This is a genomic window from Pseudomonas sp. RC2C2 (assembly GCF_018390435.1).
In the GTDB taxonomy this organism is placed as follows: Bacteria; Pseudomonadota; Gammaproteobacteria; order Pseudomonadales; family Pseudomonadaceae; genus Aquipseudomonas; species Aquipseudomonas donghuensis.
The window spans coordinates 2,711,848-2,736,697 of sequence record NZ_JAHBAX010000001.1 but is presented as its reverse complement, the minus strand read 5'-3'; the positions used below and the strand labels follow the sequence as shown (position 1 = coordinate 2,736,697).

Sequence of the window (24,850 nt, the reverse complement as noted above, 5' to 3'; positions counted from 1 at the left end):
GTCTGTCCATCCGGGCCATGCGCGCCGACTCCCTGGCGCACAGGCACAAAAAAACCCGCATCGCTGCGGGTTTTTCTGTTCAGGCTTAGTTGACCTTGGCGGCCAGCTCGCCCTTGGCGTAGCGCTGGAACATCGCTTCCAGGGAGATCGGCTTGATCTTCGAGGCGTTGCCTGCGGTACCGAAGGCTTCGTAACGGGCGATGCAGACATCGCGCATGGCCTTGACGGTTTCGCCGAAGAATTTGCGCGGGTCGAACTCGCTCGGATTGGTGGCCATCAGGCGACGCATGGCACCGGTGGAAGCCAGGCGCAGGTCGGTGTCGATGTTGACCTTGCGTACGCCGTACTTGATGCCTTCGACGATTTCCTCAACCGGAACGCCGTAGGTTTCCTTGATGTCGCCGCCGTACTGGTTGATGATCGCCAACCACTCTTGCGGTACTGAGGACGAACCGTGCATCACCAGGTGGGTGTTGGGGATGCGCTTGTGGATTTCCTTGATGCGGTCGATTGCCAGCACGTCGCCGGTAGGCGGCTTGGTGAACTTGTAGGCACCGTGGCTGGTACCGATGGCGATGGCCAGGGCATCGACCTGGGTCTTCTTGACGAAGTCGGCGGCTTCTTCCGGATCGGTCAGCATCTGGCTGTGATCCAGCACGCCTTCGGCGCCGATACCGTCTTCTTCACCGGCCATGCCGGTTTCCAGCGAACCCAGGCAACCCAGCTCGCCTTCAACCGAAACGCCGCAAGCGTGAGCCATGGCCACGGTTTGCTGGGTAACGCGGACGTTGTAGTCGTAGTCGGTTGGAGTCTTGCCGTCTTCACCCAGCGAGCCGTCCATCATGACCGAGCTGAAACCCAGCTGGATCGAGCGCTGGCAGACGTCAGGGCTGGTGCCGTGGTCCTGGTGCATGCACACCGGGATGTGCGGGAATTCTTCGATGGCAGCCAGGATCAGGTGGCGCAGGAACGGCGCGCCAGCGTATTTGCGGGCACCGGCCGAGGCCTGGACAATCACCGGGGAGTCGGTCTTGTCAGCGGCTTCCATGATGGCGCGCATCTGCTCGAGGTTGTTGACGTTGAAAGCTGGAACGCCGTAGCCGAATTCAGCGGCGTGGTCCAGCATCTGGCGCATGCTAATGAGTGCCATTGTGTATCTCTCTCCCGACAAGCGTCGTTTTTCGTGCAAGCCTGCCGCAGCGGCGGTTGCTATTCAAGTAGTGTGGGCCATCAGACGGCCCGGCCAGTCACGGCGCCTTGCAGCCCCGCCCTATCAAATCGTTGGTGGCGACCCAGTACACCAGGCCTTCATCACCCTTGCTGTGGAACGCCAGCACTCCATCGCTGTACAGCGCACCCGAGCCACTGGGCTCCGGCTTGAGCCGGTAGACCTGGTCGCCGCCCCCGAGGCGTACATCCACGTCCTGCTGGCTGCTGTCGACAAAACGCCAGAGCACTTCGGCCTGGCTGTCACAGACCCAGCGGGTCCAGTTGTCGGTCGGCGCCGGTGCAGGCTTGAGGCTTGCACAACCACCGAGTACTGCCAGGGCCATCAAGGCCACTACCGCTTTCATCCAATACCCTCTAGCAGACCACAAACCGGCCGGTAGGTTGCCGCGAACCGATCAAGGGCAACCCTGGGCCCGGCGCTGATGTTCGTCGTCGTATTTTTCCAGGCCATCCGGGCCCAGCCTTTTGTTGATCACCGGTGCCGTTTCAGCCTGCCATTCAGACTGATAGCAGCCGCCTTTCGGCGTGCCGGGCTTTTGCGCCGCCTGCTCCGGGTTGCTGGAGCAAGCGCCGAGCAACCCGGCCAGGATAATCACAGGCAACTGCTTGACCATCAGGTCGCTCCCTTTGCCAGGCGCTGAGTGGATCAGGCCTTGGCCCGCTGTTCCAGCACTTCAACGGCCGGCAGCACTTTACCTTCGACGAACTCGAGGAATGCACCGCCACCGGTAGAAATGTAGGAGATCTGCTCGGCAACGCCATATTTGTCGATAGCCGCCAGGGTATCGCCACCGCCAGCGATGGAGAATGCAGCGCTGTCGGCGATGGCCTGGGCCAGGACCTTGGTGCCGTTGCCGAACTGGTCGAATTCGAACACGCCAACCGGGCCGTTCCACAGGATGGTCTTCGACGACTTCAGCAGCTCGGCGAAGTTGGCCGCGGTTTGCGGACCGATATCCAGGATCATGTCGTCTTCGGCAACGTCAGCAATCAGCTTGACGGTCGCTTCGGCGCTTTCGGCAAATTCCTTGGCAACCACTACGTCCACCGGCAGCGGCACGTTGACCTTGGCGGCGATGGCCTTGGCGGTGTCGATCAGGTCAGGCTCGTACAGCGACTTGCCGACCGGGTGACCGGCCGCAGCCAGAAAGGTGTTGGCGATGCCGCCGCCGACGATCAGCAGGTCGCAGATCTGGCTCAGGCTGTTGAGCACGTCCAGCTTGGTCGAAACCTTGGAGCCGGCAACGATGGCCGCCATCGGCTTGGCCGGGGCTTTCAGGGCCTTGCCCAGGGCGTCCAGCTCGGCGGCCAGCAGCGGGCCAGCAGCGGCGACCTTGGCGAACTTGGCAACACCGTGAGTCGAGCCTTCGGCGCGGTGAGCGGTACCGAACGCGTCCATCACGAATACATCGCACAGGGCGGCGTATTTCTGCGCCAGCTCGTCAGCGTTCTTCTTCTCGCCCTTGTTGAAGCGCACGTTCTCGAACAGGACGATATCACCGGCCTTGATTTCGACACCGTCGAGGTAGTCGGCAACCAGCGGCACGTCGCGGCCCAGGGCCTTGCTCAGGTACTCGGCGACCGGCTTGAGGCTGTTCTCGGCGGAAAATTCGCCTTCACTCGGGCGGCCCAGGTGCGAGCAGACCATCACGGCCGCGCCCTTTTCCAGGGCCAGCTTGATGGTCGGCAGCGAAGCGAGGATACGCGCATCGCTGGCAACCACACCGTCCTTCACAGGCACGTTGAGGTCTTCGCGGATCAGTACGCGCTTACCTTGCAGATCGAGGTCGGTCATCTTCAACACGGTCATGAATGCAGTCCTTCAGGGCTGTTTACAAGTGGAGCGGGTTTGATTGACGACGTGCAGAAAGTGATCGGCAACGTCGAGCATACGGTTGGCAAAACCCCATTCGTTGTCGAACCAGGCCAGCAGGTTGACCAGCCGGGGGCCGGAAACGCGGGTCTGGCTGGCATCGACAATCGCCGAATGCGGGTCATGGTTGAAATCACAACTGGCGTGCGGCAGTTCAGTGTAGGCCAGCAGACCTTGCAGCGGGCCGCTCAGGGCGGCTTCGCGCAGCACCCGGTTGACCTCGGCTGCGGTGGTATCGCGGGCGGTCTGCAGGGTGATGTCCAGGCACGACACGTTGACGGTCGGCACGCGTACGGCTTTGGCCTGAATTCGCCCGGCAAGTTCCGGCAACAGCCGTTCGATACCGCGGGCAAGACCCGTGGACACCGGGATCACCGACTGGAACGCCGAACGGGTACGGCGCAGGTCTTCGTGGTGGTAGGCGTCGATCACCGGCTGGTCGTTCATCGCCGAGTGAATAGTGGTGATCGACACGTACTCCAGGCCAAAAGCCTGGTCCAGCACCCGCAGCAGCGGCACCCCGCAGTTGGTGGTGCAGGAGGCGTTGGAGACCAGCGTCTCGGTGCCGTCCAGGCAATCCTGGTTGATGCCGTAGACCACCGTGGCATCGACATCCGCCTCGCTGGCCATGGGCTGGGAGAACAGCACCCGCGGCGCACCGGCGTCGAGAAAACGCATGGCATCGGCACGGGTGTTGTAGGCACCGGAGCACTCCAGCACCAGGTCGACGTCGAGCGCCGCCCAGTCGACCCCTTCCGGGGTGGCACTGCGCAACACCTTCACGCAGTCGCCGTTGATATGCAGACAATCGCCGTCGACCTTCACCTCACCGGGGAAACGCCCGTGGGTGGAGTCGAAGCGTGTCAGGTATTCGATGCTGGCCTGGTCGGCCAGGTCGTTCAGTGCAACGATCTCGAAGCCCGCCTTCGCCCCCCGTTCAAAGAGTGCGCGCAAGACGCAACGACCAATACGGCCGTAGCCGTTGAGTGCAACTTTGTAAGGACGCGATTGGGGCATGGGATGCTCACGGAACAGAAGCGTTATCTGCAACCTGCGGGAATCGAGTTGACTTCAATCGCTGGCAAGCCAGCTCCCACAGGGATCACCGCAGCCCCTGTGGGAGCTGGCTTGCCAGCGATGAAGCCGACGCCAGTCCCACAGGGAAACGGGATCAGTCTTCCAGCAGCTCTTCAGCAGTACCCAGGATGTTTTCCAGGGTGAAACCGAACTCTTCGAACAGCGCCGACGCAGGAGCCGACTCGCCGTAGGTGGTCATGCCGATGACGCGGCCTTCGAGGCCGACGTACTTGTACCAGAAGTCGGCATGGGCCGCTTCGATGGCGATACGCGCGCCGACTTCCAGTGGCAGCACCGACTGTTTGTAGCCAGCATCCTGAGCGTCGAACACACTGGTCGATGGCATCGACACGACGCGGACCTTGCGGCCTTGTTCGGTCAGCTTGTCGAACGCCTGAACCGCCAGGCCGACTTCGGAACCGGTGGCGATCAGGATCAGCTCAGGCTCGCCGGCGCAGTCTTTGAGGACGTAGCCGCCGCGGCTGATGTTGGCGACCTGCTCGGCGTCACGCGCCTGGTGCTGCAGGTTCTGACGCGAGAAGATCAGCGCCGATGGGCCGTCTTTGCGCTCCAGGGCGACCTTCCAGGAGACTGCCGACTCGACGGCATCGGCTGGGCGCCAGGTGTCCAGGTTCGGCGTGCTGCGCAGGCTGGTCAGTTGCTCGATCGGCTGGTGGGTCGGGCCGTCTTCGCCCAGACCGATGGAGTCGTGGGTGTAGACGTGGATGACCCGCTGCTTCATCAGCGCCGACATGCGCACCGCGTTGCGGGCGTATTCCATGAACATCAGGAAGGTCGCGCCGTAAGGCACCAGGCCGCCGTGCAGGGCGACACCGTTCATGATCGCGGTCATGCCGAACTCACGCACGCCGTAGAACATGTAGTTGCCGCTGGCGTCTTCGGCGCTGACACCTTTGCAGCCTTTCCACAGGGTCAGGTTGGAACCGGCCAGGTCGGCCGAACCGCCCAGCAGTTCAGGCAGCAGCGGGCCGAAGGCGTTCAGGGCGTTCTGGCTGGCTTTACGGCTGGCAATGGTCTCGCCCTTGGCCGCGACTTCAGCGATGTAGGCCGCAGCCTTTTCCGCGAAGTCAGCCGGCAGGTCACCGCTCAGGCGGCGCACCAGTTCATTGGCAAGCTCTGGGTGAGCGGCGGAGTAGGCAGCGAAACGCTGGTCCCATTCGGCTTCAACGGCCTTGCCGGCTTCCTTGGCGTCCCACTCGGCGTAGATGTCAGCCGGGATTTCGAACGGTGCGTGATTCCAGTTCAGCGCCTTGCGCGCCAGGGCGATTTCGTCGTTGCCCAGCGGGGCACCGTGGCAATCTTCCTTGCCCTGCTTGTTCGGCGAGCCGAAACCGATGATGGTCTTGCAGCAGATCAGGGTCGGCTGCTCGCTCTTGCGCGCGGTGTCGATGGCGGTGCGGATCTCGTCGGCGTCATGGCCGTCGACATTGCGGATCACCTGCCAGTTGTAGGCTTCGAAACGCTTCGGGGTGTCATCGGTGAACCAGCCTTCGACTTCGCCGTCGATGGAGATGCCGTTGTCATCGTAGAAGGCGATCAGCTTGCCCAGGCCCAGGGTACCGGCCAGGGAAGCGACTTCGTGGGAAATACCTTCCATCATGCAACCATCACCCAGGAACACATAGGTGTGGTGGTCGACGACGTTATGACCTGCGCGGTTGAACTGGCTCGCCAGGACTTTTTCCGCCAGGGCGAAACCAACGGCATTGGCCAGGCCCTGGCCCAGTGGGCCGGTGGTGGTCTCGACGCCCGGGGTGTAACCGAACTCCGGGTGGCCCGGGGTACGGCTGTGCAGTTGACGGAAGCTCTTCAGGTCGTCGATCGACAGGTCGTAGCCGGTCAGGTGCAGCAGCGAGTAAATCAGCATCGAACCGTGGCCGTTGGACAGCACGAAGCGGTCACGGTCAGCGAAGTTCGGGTTGGTCGGGTTGTGCTTCAGGTAGTCACGCCACAGAACCTCGGCGATATCCGCCATGCCCATAGGGGCACCGGGGTGGCCGCTGTTGGCCTTTTGCACGGCATCCATGCTGAGGGCACGAATGGCGTTGGCACGCTCACGACGGCTGGGCATCGCTTATCTCCTGGGTGTTGAATTAGTTACGAAACGAAAAAAGGCGGCCATTTTCGCCCAGGCACGTGCCCGGGGGCAATGACGGATGGTCGATGCAGCATGATTTTCCTGTGATTGAGAGAAGAATCAGGCGTTAGACCGGGCAAACAGCCGGATCGGTCGCACAGCCTGCGACGAATTGCCCCGCTTATCGCGCAATATCAAAACTTTTTGATATTGGCCTTGCGACGTTACCGCTGCCTGACTAGACTGCCGCACCATGAACCTACCCGTGCCGTCGATCCGCCAAGAGCAAAGCGACGCGCTGGCTGCCCTGTGCAAAGCCGGCGGCGACCCATTGCGCCTGAATGTATTGCGCGCACTGGCCAGCGACTCGTTCGGTGTGCTGGAGCTGGCGCAGATCTTCGCCATTGGTCAATCGGGCATGAGCCACCACCTCAAGGTGCTGGCCCAGGCCGGCCTGGTGGCGACCCGTCGCGAAGGCAATGCGATCTTCTACCGTCGCGCCCTGCCCGACGGCCCGAGCCTCGGCGGCAAGCTGCATGCAGCGTTGCTCGAAGAGGTGGACGGGCTGGGCCTGGCCGATGAAGTCCAGGCCCGTATCGCCCAGGTGCAACAACGCCGGGCCGCCACCAGCCAGGACTTTTTCCTGCGTGTCGAAGAGAAGTTTCGTGCCCAGCAGGACCTGATCGCCGGCTTGCCGCAATACCGCGAAAGCCTGCTGGCCCTGCTCGACAAACTCAGCTTCGAAACCGACGCCGATGCCCTCGAAGTAGGGCCCGGCGACGGCGAATTTCTTCCCGAGCTGGCCCGGCGCTTCACCCGGGTCACCGCTCTGGACAACAGCCCGACCATGCTCGACCTGGCCCGCCGGGTCTGCGAGCGCGAAGGTCTGGCTAATGTGAACCTGCAGTTGGCCGATGCACTCAGTGCAACGGATGTGGAAGCCGACTGCGTAGTGCTGAATATGGTCCTGCACCATTTCAGCGCCCCGGCCGAAGCCCTGCGGCAGCTGGCCAACCGCGTGAAACCAGGCGGAAGCCTGTTGGTAACAGAGTTGTGCAGCCACGACCAGAGCTGGGCCAGAGAGGCCTGTGGCGATATCTGGCTGGGCTTCGAGCAGGACGACCTGGCCCGTTGGGCCAGCGCTGCGGGACTGGCGCCCGGGGACAGCCTCTATGTGGGCTTACGTAATGGTTTCCAGATTCAGGTCCGCCATTTTCAGCGACCGGCTGGCGACATCACCATCGGTAAATTTTAGGAACCCGTCGAGATGAGCGAATACTCCCTTTTCACCTCCGAGTCCGTGTCTGAAGGGCATCCGGACAAAATCGCCGACCAGATTTCGGATGCGGTGCTGGACGCCATCATCACCCAGGACAAGTTCGCCCGCGTGGCCTGCGAAACCCTGGTGAAAACCGGTGTGGCAATCATCGCTGGCGAAGTCACCACCTCGGCCTGGGTCGATCTGGAAGACATCGTTCGCAAAGTCATCGTCGACATCGGCTACAACAGCTCCGACGTCGGCTTCGACGGCGCGACTTGCGCGGTCATGAACATCATCGGCAAGCAGTCGGTAGACATCGCCCAGGGCGTTGACCGCAGCAAGCCTGAAGACCAGGGTGCCGGCGACCAGGGCCTGATGTTCGGCTACGCCAGCAACGAAACCGACGTGCTGATGCCAGCACCGATCTGCTTCTCGCACCGTCTGGTCGAGCGCCAGGCCGAAGCACGCAAGTCCGGCCTGCTGCCGTGGCTGCGCCCGGATGCCAAGTCGCAGGTTACCTGCCGTTACGAAGGCGGCAAGGTAGTCGGTATCGACGCCGTTGTACTGTCGACCCAGCACAATCCTGAAGTGTCGCAAAAAGACCTGCAGGAAGCGGTGATGGAGCTGATCGTCAAGCACACCCTGCCGGCCGAACTGCTGCACAAAGGCACCCAGTTCCATATCAACCCGACCGGCCAGTTCATCATCGGCGGCCCGGTGGGTGACTGCGGTCTGACCGGCCGCAAGATCATCGTCGACAGCTATGGCGGCATGGCCCGTCACGGCGGTGGTGCGTTCTCCGGCAAGGACCCGTCCAAGGTTGACCGTTCCGCGGCTTACGCCGGTCGCTACGTGGCCAAGAACATTGTCGCAGCCGGCCTGGCCGAGCGTTGCGAGATCCAGGTTTCCTACGCCATTGGTGTCGCTCAGCCGACTTCGATCTCGCTGAACACCTTCGGCACCGGCAAGATCTCCGACGACAAGATCGTCCAGCTGGTGCGCGAGTGCTTCGACCTGCGCCCGTACGCGATCACCACCATGCTCGACCTGCTGCACCCGATGTACCAGGAAACCGCTGCCTACGGTCACTTCGGCCGTATCCCGCAGCAGAAGACCGTCGGCGACGACACCTTCACCACCTTCACCTGGGAACGCACCGACCGCGTCGACGCCCTGCGCGCCGCTGCCGGCCTGTAAGGGCTGAAGCCACAAGCTGCAAGTTGCAAGTTGCAAGTAAAAAGCCCCGGCCGGGTAACTGGCCGGGGCTTTTCATTTGGCAGCAGCACTCCCTCTTGTGGGACTGACCTGGACACATGACCTGACAGTTGCAATCCCTCAAGGCGAACAATCTTTCCTAGGCTTGGTGTTCCACTTCACCGAGCAAGGATGCTCGCCATGCTGCACCAATCCCTGTTCGCCCTACTGCTCTTGCTTTGGCTGCTCCCGGCACACGCGCAGACTTGCCCCGACTGGCCGACGGTCCAGGCCCGGGCTGAAATCCGCCAGCTCCAGCTGACGCTTGCCGACTGGGACGATCACTATCACCGTCAGGGTGTCTCACTGGTCGCCGACGAACTCTACGACCAGAGCCGTACGCGCCTGAGCCATCTGCAAAGCTGCTTCCCCTTGCCGGCCAAGGCGCCGGGCAACCCGCTGAAAACCGCCGTCGGCCCCCTGCGCCACCCGATTGCCCATACCGGCCTGGGCAAGCTGGCCGACGAGGCGGCAGTCAAAGCCTGGCTGCATGGCAAGCAAGACCTGTGGATTCAGCCCAAGGTCGACGGCGTGGCTGCCACCCTGGTCTATCGCGGCGGCAAGCTGGTGCAACTGATCAGCCGTGGCGACGGCGTTCATGGTCACGACTGGAGCCGCCACATCCCGGCCCTGGGCGGGCTCAACCAGCAGTTGCCCGAGCCGCTCGACCTTGTGCTTCAGGGCGAACTGTTCTGGCGCCTGGACGGCCATGTGCAAGCCAATGCCGGCAGCCTCAACGCCCGCGGCAATGTCGCCGGCTTGCTGGCACGCAAACGCATCAGCGCCGAACAGGGCGCGGTGGTCGGGTTGTTCGTCTGGGCCTGGCCGCAGGGACCGGCCGATCAGCGCGCGCGGCTCAAGGGTTTGAGCACATTGGGCTTTGAACATAGCGAGCGTTACAGCGAACCCTTGAGCACCTTTGCCGAGGCTGCCAGGTGGCGTGAGTATTGGTACCGCAGCCCGCTGCCGTTCGCCAGCGACGGCGTTGTGCTGCGTCAGGGCAATCGTCCGGACGGCACGCGCTGGCAAGCACGCGACCCTTACTGGATAACCGCCTGGAAGTACCCTTTTGCCCAGGCCCTGGCTGAAGTCCGTGGTGTGCAGTTCAACATTGGCCGCACCGGGCGCATCACGCCGGTGCTGCAGATCAAGCCGGTGCAACTGGATGACCGGCAGATCCGTCAGGTCAGCCTCGGCTCCTTTCAGCGCTGGCAGCAGCTGGACATCCGCCCCGGTGATCAAGTGGCCATCAGCCTGGCCGGGCTGACCATCCCGCGCCTGGACGAGGTCGTACTCCGCAGCGTTCAACGTATGAACATCGCGGTCCCGGACCCTGCCCACTACCACCTGCTCAGTTGCTGGCAAGCGAGCGATGGCTGCCGCGGCCAGTTCATCGCCCGGCTCAACTGGCTCAGCGGCAAGCAAGGCCTGAACATGCCAGGGCTGGGCCCGGGTACCTGGGAGAAACTGATCGACAGCGGTCATGTTCGCGGCCTGGGCGACTGGCTGGACCTCCAGGACCAAGACCTGCAATCGGTACCCGGACTAGGTGAGCGCAGCCGCCAGCAGTTGCTGCACGCCTTCGACCAGGCTCGCCAGCAACCCTTCGCGCGCTGGCTCAGCGCTTTGGGCGTTCCAGCCGCAACGCCTTTGGCAGCGGATACCACTTGGGTAGACCTGCTCCAGCGCGACGCCGGGCAATGGCTGAGCGAACCGGGTGTTGGCCAAGGTCGCAGTGCTCAATTGCTGGCATTTTTCAGCTCACCCGAGGTGCAGATAGTGGCCGAACAATTGCGCAGACACACAATCGAGGGTTTCTAATTTTCCCGGATCAGGGCAGCATCACGGATTCTGCCAAGCCCGCGACAACGGAGCCCCCAATGAAACTGCTTTCCCCGCTTGCCCTGTTCACTGCCTGCTCACTCCTGGCCGCGCCCCTGCTGGCCGCTGAAGAACAGCCAGGCCTGACCGGTTGCGCAGCCAAGAAGCAAGCCATCAGCGAGCAGATCGAGCAGGCTCGCGCCCATGGCAACAGTGATCAGCAAGCCGGCCTGGAAAAGGCCCTCAGCGAAGTGACCGAGCACTGCACCGACGCCGGTCTGCGCAAGGAGCGCGAGCAGAAAGTCCTCGACGCCCGCCATGAAGTGAACCAGCGCACCAAGGACCTGGACAAGGCCATGAAAAAAGGCGATGCCGAGAAGATCAACAAGCGCAAGGACAAGCTGGCCGAGTCCAAGCAGGAGCTGCAGCAAGCCCTGGATGAGTTGGAGAAGTAACAGCAGGCGGGAACATTGGGGCTGTTACGCAGCCCATCGTTGGCAAAGCCAGCGATGGGGCGCCTTGCGCCCCCTGATCAGTCAGTGATTACGAAACTCGGTATGACAGGCTTTGCATGCCGCCTCGACCTTGTTCATCGGCACCGTCAGCGCTGCCGCCTTGAGCGGCTGGGTACGGGTCGCCGCCACCAGCTCGGCGGTGGTGGCCTCCATCTGCCGGGCCAGGTCCTGGAAGCGCGCCTGCTTCTCCCAGACATCGGCGCGGGCGCTGCTATCATCCTCCTCACGAACCTGCGGGAAGTGCTTCCACGGTTCACGAGACAGGTTATCGAGCTTGACCGCGCCATCGGCGAACTTCTGCCCATCGAAGGCCAGGCGCCCACGCAACATGCCACCCAGATCTTCGCTGGTCTTGAGCATTTGCTTGAAGATCGTCTTGCGCTGGCCCAGCGGCGAGTTCGGGTCGACCCCGCCACAGGCACTCAGGGTCACACACGCCAGCAATACAACAGAAAGTCGCTTGAGCATCTTGATCACTTCGGCTCACGGAAAAAGGCGGCCAGTATCCTCGCCTCACCGGCAAAGACCAATACCCTTATTAAAACTACGGTTTGCAAAACAGGCGGCAAGCCCCGCAAACCGCCGAGGAACCCCGTTGATGAAACTTCCTTTGCGCCACTTTGGCTGGACCCTTTCAGTACTGGCCCTGCTGGCCGGCTGCAACGGCAGCGAGCCAGAAAAAACCCAACCTCATCCGCTGGCCAGCTATGTTGGCGCCACCTGGAAAGACCTGCCGCAGGTCAGCGACAGCGACCTGGTGGCCGGTTTCGAATCCTGGCGCAGTGCCTGCGAGCGACTCAAGCGCGATGCCGTCTGGGCCAACACCTGCACGGCAGCAGCAGCCGTTCCATCCAGCCCGGTTGAAGTACGCAGCTTTCTTCAAGCGCAGCTGGACGTCTACAGCATGCGTTCAGCCGACAACAACGCCAATGGCCTGATCACCGGATATTACGAACCGGTGTACCCCGGCAGCCTGACCCAGACCGCCAGCGCCAACGTGCCGGTCTATGGCGTGCCGGACGACATGATCGTGGTCGCCCTGGACAGCGTGTATCCCGAGCTCAAGGGCAAGCGCCTGCGTGGCCGCCTTGATGGCCGGGTGCTGAAGCCTTACGACACCGCTGAAACCATCAATGCCCAGGGCGTCAAAGCGCAGGTTCTGGCCTGGCTGACAGATCCGATGGACCTGCAGTTCCTGCAGATCCAGGGCTCGGGCCGCATTCAGCTGGAGAGCGGCCGCCAGCTGCGCATCGGCTATGCCGACCAGAACGGCCACCCTTATCGCCCGATCGGCCGCTGGCTGGTGGAACAGGGGCAATTGAAGAAAGAAGAAGTGACCATGGGCAGCATCCACGCCTGGGCCCAGAGCAACCCGACGCGGGTACCGGAACTGTTGGCGAGCAACCCCAGTTATGTGTTCTTCAGCACTCGCCCGGACAGCAATGAGGGCCCGCGCGGTTCGCTCAACGTACCGCTGACCGCCGGCTACAGTGTGGCCATCGATCGCAAGGTGATTCCGCTGGGCAGCCTGCTATGGCTCTCCACCACCCGCCCTGACGGTGCTCCGGTGGTTCGCCCGGTCGCGGCCCAGGACACTGGCGGGGCAATCACCGGCGAGGTGCGCGCCGACCTGTTCTGGGGCACCGGCAGTGAAGCCGGCAAACTGGCCGGCGACATGAAGCAGCAGGGCCAGATCTGGTTGCTGTGGCCCAAGGGCGCAGCGTTGCCGGCCGTGCCCCAGGTGCCGTGACGCGGCTTAGATCGAGACGAAGAAGAACGACGCTACCAGGCCCAGGCCGACGAACCATACCAGCGAGCGCAGGGCGGCCCAGTCGGCCAGGTAGCAGATGATGTAGAGCAGGCGGCTGGTGATGTAGAGCACCGCCAGAACATCCTGGGTCACCTGCTCGGCATTGCCGACGATGTCGGCGATGATTACCGCGGCGGCAAACGCCGGGAAGGCTTCGAAGCTGTTCAATTGCGCCGCGTGGGCTCGACGCGGGAAGCCCTCGAGCTTGTCGAGGAAAGCCCGCGGGTCGTGGTTCTGCCGCAGGCTGAAGCGACCGCTGCCAACCTTGGCGATGCTGGTACAGAGAATGGGGAGGAACAACGCGATCAGTACACACCAGAAGGCAACGGTCATGGCCAAGTCCTTGTCAGTAAAAATATCAGAGCTTCATGATCAGCATGCCGATCAGCACCAGCGCACAGGCTAAGAGCCTCGGCCTGCCAAAAGGTTCTTTGAGGTAGCGCATGCCCAACAGCACCACCAGGATCACGCTGACCTCGCGCAGCGCTGCCGCCTCGGCCACCGAGCCCAACTGCATGGCCCAGAGCACCAGGGCATAGCTCAACAGCACGCAAAAGCCTACCGCCAGCCCCAAGCGCCACTGCAGTCGCCAGAACAGCATGAACGGTGCGCGTCGGGCCACCCCTGCCAGCAACGGAAACGGCCAGGCGCTGACCAGGGTCAGCCATACAAGATAGTCCAGCGGCTGTGACCACAGGCGGATCGCCTGGCCATCGAACCAGGTGTAGCAACCGATGCACAAGCCAATCAAGGCCACCACCGGCAGCATCGACCAGGGTAGCCGATCACCGCCACCGCCTTGCCAGAGCAGACAGAGCATGCCGCAGGGGATCAGCAAAATGCCGATGATCTGCTGGCTGCTCAGGGACTCGCCGGCAAACGTCAGGGTCAGTGCCAGCACCACCAGCGGCGACAAGCCGCGCATCAACGGATAGACCAGCCCCAGGTCACCGACCCGGTAAGCTTGAATCAGCAGGAAACGATAGAAGAGCTCGAACAGCGCCGACGCCAGCATCCACGGCCAGACGTCAGCCGGCGGCACCTGGACGAACGCCACCATGGCAAACGCGAACACCAGTGCCACCACGTCCATGCTGGCAATTACCAGCAGGCGTTCGCCGCTGAACTTGATCAGGGTGTTCCAGGTCGCGTGCAGCAGCGCCGCGACCAGTACCAGTGAAGTGGCTAACACGCAAAGGTCCTTGGCAAGGCAGGTGAGGTCATCAATGGCCAGCCGCTATATAACCACTTCAGCGCAGGGCGCTGGAAACGAAATTGAAGGAACGTGGTCAACGGATCCAGTCAAAAGTGTGTCCCGAAGCCCTCGGCAGGTCATCAAAGAAATGCCCGAGGCTATCGGGTGTCGACTTGGAAGCCACTACAGGACCTAGGATGCTTGAGCTCGTTGCTGCGTTTATCTGTTTGACCACCCTCCTCACCTATGTGAACTACCGCTTCATCGGCCTGCCCCCGACCATCGGCGTCATGGTCACCGCCTTGCTGTTCTCCCTACTGTTGCAAGGCCTGAGCGTTATCGGCTATCCCGGCCTGGAAGAACGCGTGCAGGGCTTGATGAACCAGATCGATTTCAACGATCTGCTGATGCACTGGATGCTGTCGTTCCTGCTGTTCGCCGGCGCCTTGCACGTGAACCTGGCCGACCTGCGCAGCTACCGCTGGCCGATCGGCCTGCTGGCGACTGTCGGCGTGCTGATCGCCACCGTGGTCATCGGTTTTCTTGCCCACTGGATTTTCGCCCTGTTCGGCTGGCACGTGAGCTTGCTCTACTGCCTGCTGTTCGGCGCGCTGATCTCGCCAACCGACCCGATCGCGGTACTCGGCGCGCTGCGTACCGCCAACGCCTCCAAGCCGCTGAAGACCACCATCGTCGGTGAGTCGCTGTTTAACGACGGCACCGCCGTTGTCGTGTTCACCGTGCTGCTGGGCATCGCCCAGCTTGGCGAAACCCCCACGGTGGCTGACACCGCGATTCTGTTCGCCCGCGAAGCCATTGGCGGCGTGGTGTTCGGCGGCCTGGTCGGCTACATCACCTACCGCATGATCAAGAGCATCGAGCAGTACCAGGTCGAGGTCATGCTGACCCTGGCGCTGGTCATCGGCGGCTCGGCCATGGCCTATGAACTGCATGTTTCAGCGCCGATCGCCATGGTGGTGGCGGGCCTGATCATCGGTAACCTGGGCCGCAACCTGGCGATGAACGACATGACCCGTCGCTACCTGGATGGCTTCTGGGAACTGATCGACGACATGCTCAATGCCCTGCTGTTTGCCCTGATCGGCCTCGAGCTGTTGTTGCTGCCGTTCTCCTGGATGCACCTGGCGGCGGCTGGCGTACTGGCGCTGGCGATCCTGCTGTCGCGCCTGCTGACCGTGGCCCCGGCCATCGTCATGCTGCGCCGCTGGCGGTCGGTGCCACGCGGCACCGTGCGGGTACTGACCTGGGGCGGATTGCGCGGTGGCGTGTCGGTGGCCCTGGCCCTGTCGCTGCCAAGCGGCAGCGAGCGCGACCTGTTGCTGAGCATCACCTACATCGTGGTGCTGTCGTCGATCCTGTTGCAGGGCCTGACGATCGGGCGGGTGGTGCGCGGGGTTACCGAGCAGCCTTGAGGCCGCTATCGCTGGCAAGCCCGCTCCCACAGGGATATGTGGGAGCCGGCTTGCCGGCGATGCCTTTCATTCCACCGCGGTATCGAACTGATCCTTGATGTACTTGATCTCGGTGCGCCCGTGCGGCGCCGGCAGGCCGTCTTCACCCAGGTTGACGAAGACCATGCGGTCGACCGTGAGGATGCTCTTGCGGGTGATCTTGTTGCGCACTTCGCACTTGAGGGTGATCGAGGTGCGCCCGAATTCGGTGGCGGTGATGCCCAGTTCGATAATGTCGCCCTGGCGCGAGGCGCTGACGAAGTTGATCTCCGAGATGTACTTGGTCACCACGCGCTGGTTGCCCAGTTGAACGATCGCATAGATCGCCGCCTCTTCATCGATCCAGCGCAGCAGGCTGCCGCCGAACAGGGTGCCGTTGGGGTTGAGGTCTTCGGGTTTTACCCATTTGCGGGTGTGGAAATTCATCGCTACTCCTGACCTTGGCCTCTGAAAAGTCGAGCGCCAAAGGGCAATACAGCCCTCCGGCCCTTGTTCTACATGGTAGTCCCATTCGGGTGGCGTCGACCATTACGACCATTGGTCAGTAGCCATGGAAATTTCACCGGGCGCACTTTGACACCCCGCTCTATACATCTAGCCTGAGCATGTGATCCACAGATCACTCCAGGTAGTCGGACAACCGGAACTTGGCATACGGCGCGGCAGAACCGGCATCGCAGGAAGCGAAGCTCCGGGCAGTGCCAGTGGAGAGCAACTGAGGCTCACCATTGACCTACTCGAACTGTGAAAAGGAATCCACTCATGTCCCGAGTCATTGATGTCAGCATCAACTTCGACACCGAAACCATCCTCAAGAAATTCCCCAATCCGAGCAAGGACCCGAACAAGCCCACGTTCATCCCGCCGGAACATATCTACATGGTCACCTACCAGGACAACGTCATCGCCGGCCAGGCCGGCGGCGAGTTGCACCTCAGGGGCCGCGTAGGCGATGTAGTTCGCTGGCGCGAGCAGAGCATTTCATTTGGCTTCGAGCAGTCCGTAATCCTTTATGCGTTCGTCTGCGACGACCCGAAGCACCAACTGCTGGAAGACCCTCGTCCCCTGCGCGCCAAAGTGCAAACGGCTGTGCCTAACGCGAACAATAAGTCTGTTCCGACCTGCCAGATCAACGACAACTACTACTGGCGCGGCGACCTGCTCGCGCAAGGCAAAGTCACTTACCACTTCAAGTTCATGATCGTCGATCGTGATTGCAAGTGCTGTGGCTACTTCGAATGGGATCCGTTCATCACCATCACCAACTGATCCAGTGCATGTGCCATCGGCCTGCGGGCCGGTGGCACATGTCAAAACCCTCCCCAATTGGTGCTCATGGAAGGAGCTCATCATGGCTACGGAGAAACCTGAACACGTTGTGCTTATCGTCGATACCAAGGGCCTGCTCGACTCTCTTGAACCGCTGCCCATTGATCCCGACTCACCCGCCGATCTCGACCCCCGCCACCTGTGCATCCTGCACGCCCGCCCGGAGACGGACGCCCCCCTGCTTGTCGACGCTCCACGGCTGACCATCGAGGCTGGGAAAACGCTGCTGCTGCGCATGGTGCCAGTGGCGCTGCTCGGCGAAGAAATACTCTTCAGCCACAGCCCTGCCAGCACGCCCCCGCTGGCAATCGAGCTGATCGAACAGCACAACGTGCACCTGGCGCTTCCCGAAGCGTCCACCCCGCTGCAACCGTCGAGCCGTGAGGTCGACGATTATCACTGGCAGCTGCGCAGCGACCAGCCTGGCGAGTTCAAGCTTACCTGGCAGGTCATGCTACTGGCCCAGGACTGCGAGCCGCTGGCTTACCTGCGCCTGCACCTGGATCTGCTGGTCACGATGCCGACCGGCTGAGCCGTTGATTTGTCTTTAGCGCTTGGGAAGCTCGAAAAGCCCGGCTATAATCGCCCGGCATTATTCGACGGTGGCTACATTGGCTACCGTTCCCGCCACCTGTCCGAGGGGCGCTGCAGCAGGTTCAACCTGTCAGGCTCGGATGGGGCGTTGTCCCGCCAGGCATGCCTGCGGACACTAAACGCACAACGGCGCCCATTCGCACATTACGAATGGAGGCTCTCAATGAGCGCTGTAAACACGCCTGCTGGTTTTACCGATTACAAAGTCGCCGATATCTCCCTGGCTGCCTGGGGCCGTCGCGAGACCATCATTGCTGAATCGGAAATGCCTGCGCTGATGGGCCTGCGCCGCAAGTACCTGCAAGAGCAACCGCTCAAGGGTGCGAAAATCCTCGGCTGCATCCACATGACCATTCAGACCGCCGTGCTGATCGAAACCCTGGTTGCCCTGGGTGCCGAAGTACGCTGGTCGTCCTGCAACATCTTCTCGACTCAAGACCAGGCCGCTGCCTCCATCGCGGCTGCCGGCATCCCAGTTTTCGCCTGGAAAGGCGAGACCGAGGAAGAGTACGAGTGGTGCCTGGAGCAAACCATCCTCAAGGATGGCCAGCCATGGGACGCCAACATGATCCTCGACGATGGCGGCGACCTCACCGAGCTGCTGCACAAGAAGTATCCGGCTGTGCTGGAGCGCGTCCACGGCGTCACCGAAGAGACCACCACCGGTGTGCACCGCCTGCTCGACATGCTGGCCAAGGGTGAGCTGAAAGTCCCGGCGATCAACGTCAACGACTCGGTCACCAAGAGCAAGAACGACAACAAGTACGGCTGCCGTCACAGCCTCAACGACGCCATCAAGCGCGGCACCGACCACCTGCTGTCGGGCAAGCAGGCGCTGGTCATCGGCTACGGTGACGTCGGCAAGGGCTCGGCCCAGTCGCTGCGTCAGGAAGGCATGATCGTCAAGGTGTCGGAAGTCGACCCGATCTGCGCCATGCAAGCCTGCATGGACGGTTTCGAGCTGGTCTCGCCGTTCATCGACGGTATCAACAACGGTACCGAAGCGAGCATCGACAAGGCGCTGCTGGGCAAGATCGACCTGATCGTGACCACCACCGGTAACGTCAACGTCTGCGATGCCAACATGCTCAAGGCCCTGAAGAAGCGCGCCGTGGTCTGCAACATCGGCCACTTCGACAATGAAATCGATACCGCTTTCATGCGCAAGAACTGGGCTTGGGAAGAAGTCAAACCACAGGTACACAAGGTCCACCGTACCGGCCATGGCGACTTCGACCCACAGAACGACGACTACCTGATCCTGCTGGCCGAAGGCCGCCTGGTGAACCTGGGCAACGCCACCGGTCACCCGAGCCGGATCATGGACGGCTCGTTCGCCAACCAGGTCCTGGCCCAGATCTTCCTGTTCCAGCAGAAGTACGCCGACCTGCCAGCCGCTCAGAAAGCCGAGCGCCTGACCGTTGAAGTCCTGCCGAAGAAGCTCGACGAAGAAGTGGCCCTGGAAATGGTCCGCGGCTTCGGCGGCGTGGTGACCCAACTGACCAAGCAGCAGGCCGACTACATCGGCGTTACTGTTGAAGGGCCGTTCAAGCCACACGCCTATCGCTACTGAAAGTTGGTAGCTGCAAGCTACAAGCTGCAAGCGGTTCGCGCCGCTGCTGCTTATAGCTTGCGGCTTGTAGCTTGCCGCTGAAGAGAGTCTTCTATGTCTCAGGAACGTCGTTACAGCTTCGAGTTCTTCCCGACCAAGACCGATGCTGGACATGAAAAACTGCTTGCCACTGCCCGCCAGCTGGCCAGCTACAACCCGGATTTCTTCTCCTGCACCTACGGTGCCGGTGGCTCGACCCGCGACCGCACGCTCAACACCGTGCTGCAGCTGGAAAGCGAAGTGAAAGTCCCGGCGGCCCCGCACCTGTCGTGCGTCGGCGACAGCAAGGATGACCTGCGCTCGCTGCTGATCCAGTACAAGGCAGCTGGCATCCAGCGCATCGTTGCCCTGCGTGGCGACTTGCCATCGGGCATGGGCATGGCCAGCGGCGAGTTGCGCTACGCCAACGAACTGGTCGAGTTCATCCGCCAGGAAAGCGGCGATCACTTTCACATCGAAATCGCCGCCTACCCGGAGATGCATCCGCAGGCGCGCAATTTCGAAGATGACCTGAAAAACTTCGTACGCAAGGCCAACGCCGGCGCCAACAGCGCCATCACCCAGTACTTCTTCAACGCCGACAGCTATTTCTACTTCGTCGAGCGTGTGCAGCAGATGGGGGTGGATATCCCTGTAGTACCGGGGATCATGCCGATCACCAACTACAGCAAGCTGGCGCGTTTCTCCGACGCCTGCGGCGCCGAGATCCCACGCTGGATCCGCAAGCAGCTGGAAGCTTACGGCGACGACGTGAAGAGCATCCAGGCCTTTGGCGAAGAAGTCATCACCCGTATGTGCGAACAACTGCTGCAAGGCGGCGCACCTGGGCTGCACTTCTATACCCTGAACCAGGCCGATCCGAGCCTGGCGATCTGGAACAACCTCAAGTTGCCCCGCTGATCGGCTCGCTACACCACAGGTAACAATTGCGTCAAAATATTGATAAGGCCTTTAGCTTACGCTAAGGGCCTTTTCTGCATTCTTACCCCCTGACGGATTCTCGTGCCTTCATGCGCCAAGGACTTACCCCTGCTCGACCGCAACTTGTTTACCTGGTCTTCGGGCCACACACCTATCATCAGGAAGCCCAGTTCAGCATCGTCAGCGCCCTGGCCAACCTGCGCAAGACTCCCGGGCAAGCCCTTGATATCCAGGTCTACAGCGACAACCCCGAGCCCTACCTGCATCTGCCGGTAAGCGTACATCCACTCGACGCGGCCACCCGCGAAGCCTGGAACCAGCCCTACGGTTATCACTTTCGCAGCAAGCATGTGGTGCTGCGTAAGGTGCTGGCCAGTGCGCCCATGGCAGTGCTGATCGATACCGACACGTTTTTCCATCAGTCGCCCATCGAACTGTTCCACCGGGTCAAGCCAGGCACCTTGCTGTGCAACGCCATCGGCGGCACCTATGGCAGTGACCCGCAGTGCCTGCTGTTTCAGACCCTGGCACCGATGCTCGAGGAGCGCGGCCTGGCCGACCGGAACATGCCACTGCTGAACTCCGGGGTCATTGGCCTGATGCAGGAAGATGCACCGTTGCTCGACCGCTCCATCGCCTTGATGGACGAGTACTACCCCCACGCCAAGGGGGCTTACACCCTGGAAGAGTTCTGCCTGACTGTCGCGGCCTACCGGCAGATGCAGGTCAACCAGTGCACCGACCTGATCCATCACTACTGGAGCCGCAAGCAGCTGTTCCGGGCCAAGGTCCAGGCCTGGCTGGCCAAGCACCAGCATGCCCCTCTGACTGAAGCGGCGCTGGCCGATGTCTACCGCGTCAACGCCCAGCTGCCCAAGCCGCCCACCCTGCAGCGGCTGGGCTACAAGGCCTTGAGCCTGACCTTGCCGGCCGAACAGCGCCAGTTCATGCGCGAGTTGCTCAACGGCTGCTACGACTACCCCAACGAGTTCGACCGCGCCTGCGCCTCGGCTTGGTGGGACAAGGCCCTGGACAACGCCAAGGCCCGGCATCCGCAGCCGCTCTGCCCCGCGACCCTGCAGCAATGGTTCGAGCATCCCGGTATGCGCCTGTCCCTGGGCCGCAAGCACCGCACCGTGCGTGATTTGCTGTTAAAGCGATCACAGCGCTGACAACCCGGCTGGATCGACGTGCACGGCTACTAGCCATAGCCGTGCGCACGTCGTAATCTCCAGCCATGCCCGATTTCACCCGTCTGTTGACCGCGCTGTTTCTCACTTGCCTGAGTGCCTTTGCCCATGGCGAGAAGCTACGTATCGTCACCGAACCCTGGGCTCCCTATGTCTACCTTGAAGACGGTCAGGCCAAAGGCATCGACTACGAGGTGACCGCCGAAGTATTCAAACGCCTGGGCGTCGAGGTGGAATGGCAATTCCTGCCGTGGAAACGCTGCCTGGCCATGATCGAACAAGGTCTGGCCGATGGTGTGCTGGACATCTTCCAGACCGAACAGCGCGACAGCCAGCTGTTCTACCCCAGCGAACCGCTGTCCGACGTCGAATTCACCCTCTTCTACGCCAACGACCGACCGCACAAGGTCAAGCGCCTGGAAGACCTGCGCGGCCTGACGGTAGGGACCTCGCCCGGTTACAGCTACGGAGCGGCGTTTATCGAGTCGCCGCTATTCACCCGCGAACCTGCGCCCACCCATGAGGCCAACTTCGGCAAGCTGCAGCGCGGGCGCATCGACCTGCTGATCACTGACCGTCGAGTAGGCCGCTACCTAGTGCGCAACCTGGGCCTGGAGCAGCAGATCAGCGAACTGCCGCTGGTGATCAGCCGCCAGAGCCAGTACCTGGCGGTGCGCCGCAATGTCGGCATGGACCTGCTGGCCCAGCGCTTTGCCGCCGAGCTGCGCCGCTTCAAGCGCGAACCGGCCTATGCCGCGCTGCATGCCCGTTACGCCAGTGCCGGGGAAAACTTTCAACCCGCCGTTGAGCAGCAGGAACACAGCACGCGCTGAATGCTCTGTTATACTCGGGCCTTCCCGCCAGGCTTACGCCCGGACGCTCGGCCTTGCAAAAGGCATCCCGACCGGCAGGACAGCGCGGCCAAGAGCCCGCCCGCCGCCCCGGATGCGCATTGAAGGCCCTGCAGGACCGGACGCGATAGCATCACCTGATGCCCGTCGCGCCAGGCAAGATTATCCCATCGGGCTCAGCCCCCATTAGAACAGGATTACTCATGTCCTTTGCTTCCCTCGGTCTCTCCGAGGCTCTAGTCCGCGCCATCGAGGCAGCGGGCTACACCCAGCCCACTCCGGTGCAACAGCGGGCCATTCCCGCCGTGTTGCAAGGCCGCGACCTGATGGTTGCCGCCCAGACAGGTACTGGTAAAACCGGCGGCTTCGCCCTGCCGATCCTTGAGCGCCTGTTCCCAGGCGGTCACCCGGACAAATCCCAGCGTCATGGCCCACGCCAGCCGCGGGTACTGGTGCTGACCCCGACGCGCGAACTGGCCGCCCAGGTTCACGACAGCTTCAAGGTCTACGCCCGCGACCTCAAATTCGTCAGCGCCTGCATCTTTGGTGGCGTCGGCATGAACCCCCAGGTTCAGGCCATGGCCAAGGGCGTTGATGTGCTGGTAGCCTGCCCGGGGCGCTTGCTCGACCTGGCCGGCCAGGGCAGCGTTGACCTGTCCCATGTCGAAACCCTGGTGCTGGACGAAGCCGACCGCATGCTCGACATGGGCTTCATCCACGATGTGAAAAAGGTCCTCGCCCGTTTGCCGGCCAAGCGCCAGAACCTGCTGTTCTCGGCGACCTTCTCCAAGGACATCACTGACCTTGCCGACAAGCTGCTGCACAATCCGGAACGCATTGAAGTCACGCCGCCGAACACTACCGTCGAGCGTATCGAACAACGCGTCTACCGCCTGCCGGCCAGCCACAAGCGTGCCTTGCTGGCGCACCTGATCACTACCGGCGCCTGGGAACAGGTACTGGTGTTCACCCGTACCAAGCATGGCGCCAACCGCCTGGCCGAGTACCTGGAAAAGCACGGCCTGACCGCCGCCGCGATCCACGGCAACAAGAGCCAGAACGCCCGTACCAAGGCCCTGGCCGACTTCAAGGCCGGTACCGTGCGCATCATGGTCGCCACCGACATCGCCGCCCGTGGCCTGGACATCGACCAACTGCCGCACGTGGTCAACTTCGAGTTGCCCAATGTCGAAGAAGATTACGTCCACCGCATCGGCCGTACCGGCCGTGCCGGTCGCTCGGGTGAGGCCATTTCGCTGGTCGCTCCGGATGAAGAAAAGCTGCTCAAGAGCATCGAGCGCGTCACCCGCCAGAAAATCCCGGATGGCGACCTGATGGGCTTTGACGCCTCCAAGGTCGAAGCTGAAAAACCCGAAACCCGTGAACGTCCGCAAAACAATCCGCGCACTGGCCGTGGCCAACGTGCCGATGGCAGCAATGCCAACAGTGGCGGCCGCAAGGACAAGGGCAAGGATCAGGGCAAAGACAAAGGCCGCGACAAGGACAAGGAAAAAACTGCGGAGAAATCCGCTGGTGGCCGCCAGGAGCGCAAGCCGCGCGACAACAAGCCGCGTCAGGCCCAGTCGGCTCAGCCAGGTATCCCGCCAGTGCCGGCCAACCGTGATCCGGAAGAATTCCTGGATGACGAAGTCGACAACTTCGGTAACCGCGCCGACTACGTCAGCCCTTACCAGAACAAGGGCAACCAGGGCCGCAACCGTCGCCCGGGTGCACCTGCCCAGGCTGGCGCCGGTACGGGTGGCCAGCCACGGGGTGGTCAGCCACGCAGCAACAACGGCCCGCGTAGCGGTGGCAGTGCTTCGGCCAATGGAGAGAAACGCGGTGGTGGTGCCCGTAGTGGTGGTGGCGGCCGTGACGGCCAGGCGCGCCGCGACGGTGGTGGCGGTCGTAACCGTCGTCCAGCCCGCGATGATCAATCGAGCCAGGAACCGGCCGTGCGCAACCCGCGTGAAGGCCAGTCGCAGCCGAAGATCATGCACAAGGAGTCGAAGGTCGATCGCTTCCCGACTGCCGAGCAGCTCGAGCAACTGCCAAGCCGTCCACGTGGCGAGAAACCTGCTTTGCTGACGCGCAACCGCTGATTCAGCGACCGCGCCAACAAAAACGCCGCCCCTAGGGGCGGCGTTTTTGTTCGTTCAGCAGCAATTACTTCTGCTTGACGCCTTCGATCGTGATGTCCAGATCCAGGGTCTGCGATGCAGGGCCTGGGCCTTTGATGCCGAAGTCGTTCAGGTTCAGCGTGGTCTTGGCGTTGAAACCGGCACGCTCGCCACCCCATGGATCCTTGCCTTCACCGTTGAAGGTAGCCTTGAAGATCACCGGTTTGGTCACACCGTGCAGGGTCAGGTCGCCGGTCACGTCAGCGGTTTTCTCGCCGGTAGATTTAACGGCGGTGGACACGAACTTGGCCTCTGGGTACTTCTTCACATCGAGGAAGTCTTTGCTGGCGATGTGCTTGTCACGCTCGGCGTGGTTGGACCACAGGCTGGCGGTTTTCAGGTCGACTGCGATCTTGCTGGCCTCAGGCTTGGTCGAATCCCAGCTGAAGGAACCATCGAAATCCTTGAAAGTACCGTGGATGAAGCTGTAGCCCAGGTGGCTGATCTTCCAGTCAACGAAGGCGTGCTGGCCTTCCTTGTCGATCTTGTAATCTGCTGCCATGGCTTGGCCGGCGGACAACAGTGCGGTACCGAGCGCCAGAGCGGCAAAAGTCTTTTTCAACATGC

Annotated in this window: 24 protein-coding genes and 1 riboswitch; of the genes, 13 read left to right on the top strand and 11 right to left on the bottom strand. The window is 62.2% G+C overall.

Going from position 1 to position 24,850, the window contains the following annotated elements:
• Positions 1-85: 85 nt before the first annotated feature.
• The 6 genes from fba to tkt all read right to left on the bottom strand — a co-directional run bounded on the left by fba (position 86) and on the right by tkt (position 6,272).
• The gene (fba, locus tag KHO53_RS12665; RefSeq protein WP_010221532.1) at positions 86-1,150 is read right to left on the bottom strand and encodes a class II fructose-bisphosphate aldolase; all 1,065 of its coding nucleotides are present in this window, start codon (positions 1,148-1,150) and stop codon (positions 86-88) included.
• Positions 1,151-1,247: 97 nt separating this feature from the next.
• Positions 1,248-1,574, bottom strand: a complete 327-nt coding sequence (locus KHO53_RS12660) for an MliC family protein (RefSeq protein WP_010221531.1) — start codon at positions 1,572-1,574, stop codon at positions 1,248-1,250.
• Between the two features lie 51 nt (positions 1,575-1,625).
• On the bottom strand, positions 1,626-1,877 hold the full coding sequence (locus KHO53_RS12655; protein ID WP_174242317.1) for a hypothetical protein: 252 nt from the start codon (positions 1,875-1,877) through the stop codon (positions 1,626-1,628).
• Entirely contained in the window at positions 1,877-3,040 is a 1,164-nt protein-coding gene (locus KHO53_RS12650; protein WP_010221529.1) for a phosphoglycerate kinase, read from the bottom strand. Before KHO53_RS12650 ends, KHO53_RS12655 begins: the two co-directional genes overlap by 1 nt.
• A 12-nt stretch (positions 3,041-3,052) precedes the next feature.
• A complete protein-coding gene (gene epd, locus KHO53_RS12645; protein WP_036995463.1) occupies positions 3,053-4,120 on the bottom strand; it encodes an erythrose-4-phosphate dehydrogenase in 1,068 nt (355 codons plus the stop codon).
• Between the two features lie 154 nt (positions 4,121-4,274).
• Positions 4,275-6,272, bottom strand: coding sequence for a transketolase (gene tkt, locus KHO53_RS12640; RefSeq protein WP_036995462.1), 1,998 nt, complete (start codon positions 6,270-6,272; stop codon positions 4,275-4,277).
• A 259-nt stretch (positions 6,273-6,531) separates the two neighbouring features.
• Here tkt and KHO53_RS12635 point away from each other — a divergent pair, with 259 nt between their 5' ends.
• The 4 genes from KHO53_RS12635 (at position 6,532) to KHO53_RS12620 (ending at position 11,069) form a co-directional block, all read left to right on the top strand.
• Entirely contained in the window at positions 6,532-7,533 is a 1,002-nt protein-coding gene (locus KHO53_RS12635; RefSeq protein WP_026001214.1) for an ArsR/SmtB family transcription factor, read from the top strand.
• A 12-nt stretch (positions 7,534-7,545) separates the two neighbouring features.
• Positions 7,546-8,736: a methionine adenosyltransferase gene (gene metK / locus KHO53_RS12630; protein WP_010221525.1), complete on the top strand. Its 1,191-nt coding sequence runs from the start codon at positions 7,546-7,548 to the stop codon at positions 8,734-8,736.
• Positions 8,737-8,934: 198 nt separating this feature from the next.
• Positions 8,935-10,614 (top strand): NAD-dependent DNA ligase LigB, encoded by a 1,680-nt coding sequence (gene ligB / locus KHO53_RS12625; protein WP_213570357.1) that lies wholly within the window; start codon positions 8,935-8,937, stop codon positions 10,612-10,614.
• A 59-nt stretch (positions 10,615-10,673) separates the two neighbouring features.
• Entirely contained in the window at positions 10,674-11,069 is a 396-nt protein-coding gene (locus KHO53_RS12620) for a DUF1090 domain-containing protein (RefSeq protein WP_036995461.1), read from the top strand.
• A gap of 81 nt (positions 11,070-11,150) precedes the next feature.
• Here KHO53_RS12620 and KHO53_RS12615 read toward each other — a convergent pair whose 3' ends face one another.
• A complete protein-coding gene (locus KHO53_RS12615) occupies positions 11,151-11,597 on the bottom strand; it encodes a c-type cytochrome (protein WP_010221522.1) in 447 nt (148 codons plus the stop codon).
• Between the two features lie 130 nt (positions 11,598-11,727).
• Between KHO53_RS12615 and mltA the strand changes: the two genes are divergently transcribed.
• On the top strand, positions 11,728-12,879 hold the full coding sequence (gene mltA, locus KHO53_RS12610; protein WP_010221521.1) for a murein transglycosylase A: 1,152 nt from the start codon (positions 11,728-11,730) through the stop codon (positions 12,877-12,879).
• Positions 12,880-12,885: 6 nt separating this feature from the next.
• On the opposite strand, the gene KHO53_RS12605 is transcribed toward mltA, so the two are convergent.
• Positions 12,886-13,272: an MAPEG family protein gene (locus KHO53_RS12605; protein WP_036995460.1), complete on the bottom strand. Its 387-nt coding sequence runs from the start codon at positions 13,270-13,272 to the stop codon at positions 12,886-12,888.
• A gap of 25 nt (positions 13,273-13,297) precedes the next feature.
• Positions 13,298-14,131 carry an EamA family transporter gene (locus tag KHO53_RS12600; protein WP_036995459.1) on the bottom strand — a complete coding sequence of 278 codons (834 nt, stop codon included), beginning with the start codon at positions 14,129-14,131 and terminating at the stop codon, positions 13,298-13,300.
• Positions 14,132-14,331: 200 nt separating this feature from the next.
• On the opposite strand from KHO53_RS12600, the gene KHO53_RS12595 reads away from it, so the two are divergent.
• Positions 14,332-15,567, top strand: a complete 1,236-nt coding sequence (locus KHO53_RS12595) for a cation:proton antiporter (protein ID WP_159388029.1) — start codon at positions 14,332-14,334, stop codon at positions 15,565-15,567.
• Between the two features lie 66 nt (positions 15,568-15,633).
• Here KHO53_RS12595 and KHO53_RS12590 read toward each other — a convergent pair whose 3' ends face one another.
• Positions 15,634-16,032, bottom strand: a complete 399-nt coding sequence (locus KHO53_RS12590) for an acyl-CoA thioesterase (RefSeq protein WP_010221517.1) — start codon at positions 16,030-16,032, stop codon at positions 15,634-15,636.
• A gap of 336 nt (positions 16,033-16,368) precedes the next feature.
• Here KHO53_RS12590 and KHO53_RS12585 point away from each other — a divergent pair, with 336 nt between their 5' ends.
• The 7 genes from KHO53_RS12585 to rhlE2 all read left to right on the top strand — a co-directional run bounded on the left by KHO53_RS12585 (position 16,369) and on the right by rhlE2 (position 24,205).
• Positions 16,369-16,875, top strand: coding sequence for an inclusion body family protein (locus KHO53_RS12585; protein ID WP_036995457.1), 507 nt, complete (start codon positions 16,369-16,371; stop codon positions 16,873-16,875).
• An 82-nt stretch (positions 16,876-16,957) separates the two neighbouring features.
• Entirely contained in the window at positions 16,958-17,467 is a 510-nt protein-coding gene (locus KHO53_RS12580; protein WP_213570356.1) for an AidA/PixA family protein, read from the top strand.
• A gap of 99 nt (positions 17,468-17,566) precedes the next feature.
• Positions 17,567-17,671, top strand: a riboswitch (S-adenosyl-L-homocysteine riboswitch).
• 21 nt (positions 17,672-17,692) lie between these two features.
• Positions 17,693-19,102 carry an adenosylhomocysteinase gene (gene ahcY / locus KHO53_RS12575; protein ID WP_010221514.1) on the top strand — a complete coding sequence of 470 codons (1,410 nt, stop codon included), beginning with the start codon at positions 17,693-17,695 and terminating at the stop codon, positions 19,100-19,102.
• A 93-nt stretch (positions 19,103-19,195) separates the two neighbouring features.
• The gene (gene metF / locus KHO53_RS12570) at positions 19,196-20,041 is read left to right on the top strand and encodes a methylenetetrahydrofolate reductase [NAD(P)H] (protein ID WP_010221513.1); all 846 of its coding nucleotides are present in this window, start codon (positions 19,196-19,198) and stop codon (positions 20,039-20,041) included.
• A gap of 110 nt (positions 20,042-20,151) precedes the next feature.
• Positions 20,152-21,234, top strand: a complete 1,083-nt coding sequence (locus tag KHO53_RS12565; RefSeq protein WP_159388027.1) for a hypothetical protein — start codon at positions 20,152-20,154, stop codon at positions 21,232-21,234.
• Between the two features lie 65 nt (positions 21,235-21,299).
• Entirely contained in the window at positions 21,300-22,085 is a 786-nt protein-coding gene (locus KHO53_RS12560) for a substrate-binding periplasmic protein (protein WP_010221511.1), read from the top strand.
• 221 nt (positions 22,086-22,306) lie between these two features.
• Positions 22,307-24,205, top strand: coding sequence for an RNA helicase RhlE2 (gene rhlE2, locus KHO53_RS12555; protein ID WP_100782876.1), 1,899 nt, complete (start codon positions 22,307-22,309; stop codon positions 24,203-24,205).
• A 64-nt stretch (positions 24,206-24,269) separates the two neighbouring features.
• Here the strand turns inward: rhlE2 and KHO53_RS12550 are convergent, their stop codons facing one another.
• On the bottom strand, positions 24,270-24,848 hold the full coding sequence (locus KHO53_RS12550; protein WP_036995453.1) for a YceI family protein: 579 nt from the start codon (positions 24,846-24,848) through the stop codon (positions 24,270-24,272).
• Positions 24,849-24,850 lie beyond the last annotated feature (2 nt).